This window comes from Lapidilactobacillus gannanensis, assembly GCF_003946675.1.
GTDB classification, from domain to species: domain Bacteria; phylum Bacillota; class Bacilli; order Lactobacillales; family Lactobacillaceae; genus Lapidilactobacillus; species Lapidilactobacillus gannanensis.
In genome coordinates this window covers 1-7,065 of sequence record NZ_RHOT01000059.1, presented here as the reverse complement: position 1 = coordinate 7,065, position 7,065 = coordinate 1, and the positions used below count along the sequence as shown (strand labels likewise).

The 7,065-nt window shown below is 36.2% G+C and carries 6 protein-coding genes and 5 pseudogenes; 7 read left to right on the top strand and 4 right to left on the bottom strand.

Annotated features, from left to right (window positions below; all coding sequences use genetic code 11):
- Positions 1–565, top strand: a pseudogene (locus EKM81_RS10760) (IS3-like element IS1163 family transposase); the annotation flags it as partial.
- Positions 566–608: 43 nt separating this feature from the next.
- Here the strand turns inward: EKM81_RS10760 and EKM81_RS10755 are convergent.
- Positions 609–872 carry a hypothetical protein gene (locus EKM81_RS10755; protein WP_125651536.1) on the bottom strand — a complete coding sequence of 88 codons (264 nt, stop codon included), beginning with the start codon at positions 870–872 and terminating at the stop codon, positions 609–611.
- A 221-nt stretch (positions 873–1,093) separates the two neighbouring features.
- A pseudogene (locus EKM81_RS11630) lies at positions 1,094–1,219 on the bottom strand (IS30 family transposase); the annotation flags it as partial.
- Between the two features lie 135 nt (positions 1,220–1,354).
- Between EKM81_RS11630 and EKM81_RS10745 the strand changes: the two are divergent.
- Positions 1,355–1,672 (top strand): annotated as a pseudogene (locus tag EKM81_RS10745) (transposase); the annotation flags it as partial.
- A 60-nt stretch (positions 1,673–1,732) separates the two neighbouring features.
- Here EKM81_RS10745 and EKM81_RS10740 read toward each other — a convergent pair.
- Positions 1,733–2,137: pseudogene (locus EKM81_RS10740) on the bottom strand (transposase); the annotation flags it as partial.
- A 179-nt stretch (positions 2,138–2,316) separates the two neighbouring features.
- Between EKM81_RS10740 and EKM81_RS10735 the strand changes: the two are divergent.
- The 5 genes and pseudogenes from EKM81_RS10735 (at position 2,317) to EKM81_RS10710 (ending at position 6,462) form a co-directional block, all read left to right on the top strand.
- On the top strand, positions 2,317–3,363 hold the full coding sequence (locus EKM81_RS10735; protein WP_125651534.1) for an FtsX-like permease family protein: 1,047 nt from the start codon (positions 2,317–2,319) through the stop codon (positions 3,361–3,363).
- Between the two features lie 4 nt (positions 3,364–3,367).
- Positions 3,368–4,042, top strand: coding sequence for an ABC transporter ATP-binding protein (locus tag EKM81_RS10730; RefSeq protein ID WP_125651532.1), 675 nt, complete (start codon positions 3,368–3,370; stop codon positions 4,040–4,042).
- Between the two features lie 283 nt (positions 4,043–4,325).
- Positions 4,326–4,994: pseudogene (locus tag EKM81_RS10725) on the top strand (IS256 family transposase); the annotation flags it as partial.
- A 585-nt stretch (positions 4,995–5,579) separates the two neighbouring features.
- Positions 5,580–5,951, top strand: a complete 372-nt coding sequence (locus tag EKM81_RS10715) for a TIGR02328 family protein (RefSeq protein ID WP_125651528.1) — start codon at positions 5,580–5,582, stop codon at positions 5,949–5,951.
- 112 nt (positions 5,952–6,063) lie between these two features.
- The gene (locus EKM81_RS10710) at positions 6,064–6,462 is read left to right on the top strand and encodes a pyridoxamine 5'-phosphate oxidase family protein (RefSeq protein ID WP_125651526.1); all 399 of its coding nucleotides are present in this window, start codon (positions 6,064–6,066) and stop codon (positions 6,460–6,462) included.
- Positions 6,463–6,788: 326 nt separating this feature from the next.
- Here the strand turns inward: EKM81_RS10710 and EKM81_RS10705 are convergent, their stop codons facing one another.
- On the bottom strand, positions 6,789–6,968 hold the full coding sequence (locus tag EKM81_RS10705) for an LPXTG cell wall anchor domain-containing protein (protein ID WP_225420249.1): 180 nt from the start codon (positions 6,966–6,968) through the stop codon (positions 6,789–6,791).
- Between the last annotated feature and the right edge of the window lie 97 nt (positions 6,969–7,065).

Genomic DNA, 7,065 nt, shown 5'->3' with positions numbered 1-7,065 from the left:
TGGGTCAAAACGAATTTTACGATTAATGAGGGAAATGGAGATTCACTCTTTAATGAATCGGCGATTTAAAAAACCTGGCACTCATGTGGATTATTCACAACGCCCCAATTTAATCAAGCACCAGCCCAATGCAAGGATATGGCGTGCTGACATTACTTATTTGGAATTACGTCCAGGAACCTGGGTTTATCTCAGTTCTATTTACGAACCAAAGGTTCATCAAGTTCTTGCTTTCAAGATTGGTCGTCAGATGGAGGCGACGTTAGTTGTAGAAACGATTAATCAGGCGCTTGAATGTCATCAAAAGCCACAATATTTTCACTCTGACATGGGTTCACAGTACACCAGCAACGAAGTTGAAACTTTACTTGAACGGCATCAGATTAGCCACTCATACTCAAAACAAGGTTATCCTTATGATAATGGGCCAATTGAAGCTTTTCACTCATTGTTGAAGAGAGAGTTTGCCTTTCAAACAACTTTTTCCAATTTTGAGGACTTGGTAATCCGAACCTCAAATTACATCAGTTGGTTTAATTCCGACAGAATTAGAACGAGTGTTTAGAAAAAGATGTGCCATTTATTGACATAGGAGCACTATTTTTTATTTAATTACAAAAGCTCATCACTGATTGATAACCTAACAACCTTATTAATTCATCAATTAAATCATTTTTCCTATTTGCATGGAGTAAAGAAGTAGCCCAAGAGCACGGTCTAAAATTTAACTCACGATAAAGTTGTTCTAAAACAGTTAATGTTTTTGAATCAATGTTTGAAATACTACTTTTCGATTGTCCACCCATAGAAGTAATCATTTTTTGTACTAAATCTTTTGTTATCATTTGCTGTATTGAATTGTCTAATTCCATAGTAATTCTCCTAAATATTTTTTCACTAAAAAAACCGCTTAATATTCACACTAAGCGGTTCCTTACTTAGGAGAATATCAATCTACATTGAAGCACGTTGCAAGGCTTCCCTTGTACGTTGCTGTCGGGTCATTGTGTGTAGCCACTAACCGAACTCTCGATACTCAAACGATTTCTTTAATTAAAAAAAGTATAACATAGCTATTCGGTAGATTGCAAATTTAATCCGAATTTTTGGACAAATTTGTCAGCATAACCTGATACGGTGTTTGCCAGTCGAGTATTTTAAGGAGAGCGTAAAATATCTTGTGTAAATGCATAAAATATTTCTGAATTGTATAGAAATAGGGAATGCCTTCCCTTATGATATTTAGTAACCACAGAAAACATCACAGGAGGCATTCCCCATGAATGAACTTACCACAGAAATTATCGCTGCACTAGCCCAAAAGCAAGATTTGGACGAAGTTTTTCGTCACCACCTCGAAATTGCGATTTTCGCCAACAACTGGCATCAGACCTATCCCAAATTAATCAAAGATCTGCTTAAAATGCCGAATTTACTCACTTTCATGGACTTTCCACCAGCTATCCGGCAATCACTATACTCCACTAACCTGATTGAGAACTTTAATAAGCATCTCAAGCGCACCACCCACCACAAAGAACAATTTCCAACGGAAGATTCACTGGATTGCTTCCTGGTTTCTCAGTTTAATGTTTATAACGAGAAGTCTCTGAAGCGGATCCACCGAGGGTTCAAAGGACTCCAGGACACCTTGGAAGCATCATTTATTTAAGTTAGATACATATTATATGTACGAAGGCATTTCATTTACACAAGATATTTTACACTCTCTGGAAATCGTAGTGGGTGAATAATGAGTTCCATACATCTTCTCGATTAAGTCAGCTATTTCTCGGGTTGTAATTCCTTTTTCGTATAACTGTATAATCGTCGTTTCCAGTGCATCCACTCTTCGAGAATAAGGTGGGATTAAGTTAGCCTTAAACTCGCCCTTGCGATCACGTGGGACACAGATACTCAGCTTTCCATACTCTGAATCAATTTGACGAAAATATTGGCCATTTCGAGAGTTACCAGAGTTGAAACCTTGACGATCATAAGGATCGTAGCCTAGAACAGAAGTTAACTCGGCTTGAAGTAACGTATTTAATGTATCCTGCAGTTGTTTTCTAAAAACTTCTTTTAAATCACCATGAGATAGTAGTACATTTGCCAATTCTTTGTTAAACTGATTCATAGGGGAAGACCTCCGTTGATTTGGTTTAGACGCTTATAATCATACAGGGAAGGTCTTCCCTTTTTCAATACTCATTTACACAAAATATTTTACACTCTCTTCTTGACGCTACCAAAACCTTTTCAAAACACATTAAGTGATATATTAATAATAAATAGAATTAATAACAGGAGATCATTATGTTTTTAGCTATTAAAGAGATGCTACATGAAAAATTGCGTTATAGCCTAATAGTGGTACTTATATTTTTAGTAAGTTATCTTTTGATTATTCTTACTGGTTTAGCCACTGGTTTAGCTAACCTAAACAAAGCGGCAATTAACGAGTGGGATGCTTCAAGTATTGTCTTAAATAGTGATTCTGAAGGACGTTTACAACAATCTTTTCTTTCACAGGATGAGGTTGCTAGTTTACCCAATAATGGAACCAGAATTTCACAGTATAGTACACTTGTAAAATCAGAAAATGGATTAAAAGAGAATGCTCAATTAGTAGCTCTTGATTCCAAATCGTTCATATTTAAAAAATTGAAAATAACAAGTGGTAGTAAAAATATCCGAAACAATGCCGGCGTCGTATCGGATAAATTCAAAAGTGATGGATTCAAAATCGGTGACTACTTGTTAGTTGCTAATTCATCATTGAGGATTAAAATTACAGGTTTTACACCCAGGGCAACTTTAAGTGCTCTTCCCGTGGTTTATATTTCACCAGACACTATTCAATCACTGAATAAAGGTGTAACAAATGCTGTGGTATTCAAGAATACGTTAAATAATTCAAAAATACCAAAAGGGACTAATCAGTTGAGCATTGGCTCATTTATTAATAAATTACCTGGATATAGTGCACAACAACTCACATTCAACTTCATGATTGGTTTTTTATATATTATTATTCTAATTGTTATTTCAATTTTCTTGTATATTCTGACCGTTCAAAAATTACCCAACTTAGGTGTCTTGAAGGCGCAAGGAGTCTCAACGCAATATCTTGTTTTAAGTACGTTATTTCAATCATTTATTATGTCGGTTATTGGCGTTATTATAGCCATTATATTAGGTGAAATAACAGCTATTACGTTACCCAGCGAGGTACCCATTGTCATCGATAAAAGTAATATTATTGTAACTGGAATCGGTATTATTATTATGTCCTTGTTGGGTGCATTGATACCAATTCGCCAAATTGCCAAAGTTGATCCTTACAAAATTATTGGAGGTTAATTGCATGTCAAATCTAATTTTCGACTCAGTCACAAAAATTTTTGGTGAAGGGAGTAGTAAGTACGTAGCACTAGAAAATATTAATTTCGAAGCAGAAAGTGGTCAGCTTATTTTAGTTGTAGGGCCATCAGGATCAGGAAAAACTACATTTTTGACTATAGCAGGCGGACTACAGACACCAACTAATGGTGACGTAAAAATAAATGACAGTACAATTAACAGTTTGTCCAAAAAAAAACAAACAAAATTAAGATTGGAAAAAATAGGATTTGTTTTACAATCTTATAACTTAGTCCCATTTTTAACGGTCGAAGAACAGTTTAAATTCGTAGATAAACTAAAAAACCAAAATTTGACTGAACAAAAAATGCATGAGCTTCTTTCTGATTTAGGACTTTTAGAACTGCTAAAAAAATATCCTAATCAACTTTCTGGTGGACAAAAGCAGCGTGTGGCAATTGCTAGAGCATTATACACTGATCCTGACTATATTTTAGCAGATGAACCCACAGCCGCATTAGATACAGATAGATCCATGAAAGTAATCGAGCTACTCAGAGATTTAGCGCACAAAAGAAATAAAATTATTATTGTAGTTACTCATGACTTAAGGTTAAAAGATATGGCAGACAAAGTTTATCAGATAATTGACGGTAAAATGACAATCCTGGAGAAGTAATTTAATTTATGACTAAAAATCAACAAAAGGTAGATTGTAAAATTAAACCGAACACTTGAATAAAAAAGCCGCAGCGCTCTTAACCCAGTTATGAATTGCGGCTGGAGAAACACCTTATTCCTCGGAAAGCGAGCGAATAGATCTTTTCTCTTCACGATGCATCTTCACAATGCTGGCTTTAAAATCATCTTGATATCGTTTCATTGGAATGCTCCTATCTTGTTTTATTAATTATGGCACAACTGTTCAGAAATTTATGGACCAAATACTAGGATAGGAGCACCGTGATTCAGTTCAAAGAGAGGCAGTCTATATTGCTTTAGGTATTACACCTGTCGGCATCAAAGAAATTCTTGATTATTGAATCGCTCCAAATGAAAACGCAGGAGTTTGGTCAGAAATGGCAGAAGATCTTAAACAACGAGGATTAAAGCAAGTCCAGTTGATCATCGCAGATGGAATGGTTGGTCTGCAGCCAGCATTATTGCACGCTTTCCCGAAAGCCAAATTCCAAAGATGCCTAGTACATGTTATGCGTAAAATTGGTTCGCATGTGCGTTTAAAAGATCGTGAAGCAATCTTAAATGATTTTAAAGAATTGCGTTCAGCGACCGATGTAACTGCAGCACACAAGATCTTAAACGATTTTTATGGTGCTTGGGAGAAACTGTATTCTAATCTGATCCAGCAACTTAAATCCATTGAAAATGAACTCTTAGCTTTCTTGAGTTTTCCTCCTGCTATTCGAACAACAATTTATTCAACCAATATCTTAGAATCACTGAACAAAAGAATTAAACACAAGACCAAACCCAAAGAACAGTTTCCAAACGAAAAATCTTTAGACAATTTTATCGGAGTTCAAGTCATAAGCTACAACGAAAAATACTTTAATCGTAGCCATCGTGGTTTTGGTCAAGTCAAAGACACGTTAGAATCACTTTTCGATTAATGGTTTAATTTTACAGGGGAAAGGGATTCCCATTTACACAAACTTCTTGACACTCCCATATTATATGTACGAAGGCATTTCATTTACATAAGATTCTTGACGCTACCGATCAGAAATAAGCAGATCAAACATAAAAGCTAATAACCAGACTAAAAAATACATGGGCAATCCCAAGAATTTTCAACTAATCAATCGAACAAATTTAGTTGCTTCTACACTTAAACGGTCCAATAACAAATCTGGCGTTATCGGAATTAGTTGGGATAAAACTGCTCAAAAGTGGGTCGCAAGGCTGTACTTTCAAGGCCATCTTGTCCTAAATCGTGTATATGTTCATATGGAGGATGCCATCGCTGCTCGCAAGGCAGCAGAGAAAAGGTATATTGTACCTTTGCAAAAGAAATATAATCAAACACACCAAAAAAATCAATTAAATTGATTAGACAATCCGATCTGGAGAAAATGCCATTACCTGAACTTTCTATAGACTTATAGAAAAGCCGATTCATTATAAAATGGTTCAGTACCGTAATCCTCCAAATGGCATAAATATTAAGACTAGTTTTCAAGAAAGGAAGCCGTAACGTGCGTTTATGGCATCAAGATTTAATTCAGCAACTCCCAAGACAACAATTATTGGGACAGCATCGTGAAATTGCGGCGCTTCGCGGTAATGGATGGGGACGGAAACACGCTACCGTTAATTACGTATTTGCACATTCCCCATATAAATTATTTCAATTTCACTGTATTGTGTTACGTGAAATGGAAAAACGAGGTTATCATCCAGATCAGAAATGGTATGATCCTCTGTATCGAGGTCAACATTGCCCAGCATACAAACAACTCAATCCGGTTGCACTCACAACACCCATCTATCCTGAGCATGACCAACGATATAAACATGTTTGCTTAACCAATTTACAAAACAAGGGAATCTTTTTAAACCTTCCGTGATCCTAGTCTGCGATGTTCATCTTGGGACATAGGATTGACAAAATAGTATCTCAACAATATATTTACTAAAAGTAAATAAATAGCCAGTATTACGTTGATAGGAGAAAATCAAATGGTAAACCTTACAGAAGAAATGAAAAATATGTTAAAGAATCAGCTCCCCTTTCTAGCAACAACAGGAAAAGATGGCAAACCTCAAGTTGGTCCCAAGGGTTCACTACATGTCTTAGATGACTCACATTTAATCTACTTTGAGCACACCTTTAGGCAGGCCTATAATAATCTCTCGAACAACCATTTGGCGGCGGTTGCGGTTGCTGATAGAGGCGCTCAACAGGGATTTCGCTTTGAGGGAACGGCTCATATTCATGAAACAGATGATTTTGCTAATCATATTTTAGATAAAACTAACATTTTTGACCGTTTTCCACGCACTGGCGTAGTGGTTATTGATGTTGAACGAATCTATAAATTGGATAACACCTTAGAGGCTGGCATTCAAATCGCCTAGGGTTCTTAAAACAAATTCAACCGAGTAAGTCGAAGAACTTTTTAGTGTCCAAACTCATACAGTGTTTATTTCATGTCATTAAGTATTCATTAGCAAGCAGTTTTGTTATACTTTGTTTAGAAGTGATGGAAGTACGTCGAATTCTTAAGAAACCCGTAGCTTACTGTTAACGCCATTACTTCGAGCGTGTCGATTTTCGACACGCTTTTTTGTGCTATTGGATACAAATCATCCAATAAAAATGAAATATCAAAAAAGACGGCTTCCACTATGGAAAGTCGTCCCGCTACAAAAGTATTCAGTATCGAAATTTGTCACATATGCCCTTATTGACGTTCTCGTCTGTAAGGTTTGAAGAAGCTATAAACTAGTAAGCCAAGAACCAAAAGTATCCCAATCAGTGTCATGCCAACATTATTGACATCTCCAGTATTTGGCAATTTCTGGCCATTGCCGTGATTGCCATTGGTGTTTGGTGGTGTACTCTTCTTAAAGTTCTTCGCCACAACCACAGCCGATTCATTACTGCTCCTATCCTAGTATTTGGTACATAAATTTCTGAACAGTTGTGCCATAATTAATAAAACAAGATAGGAGCATTCC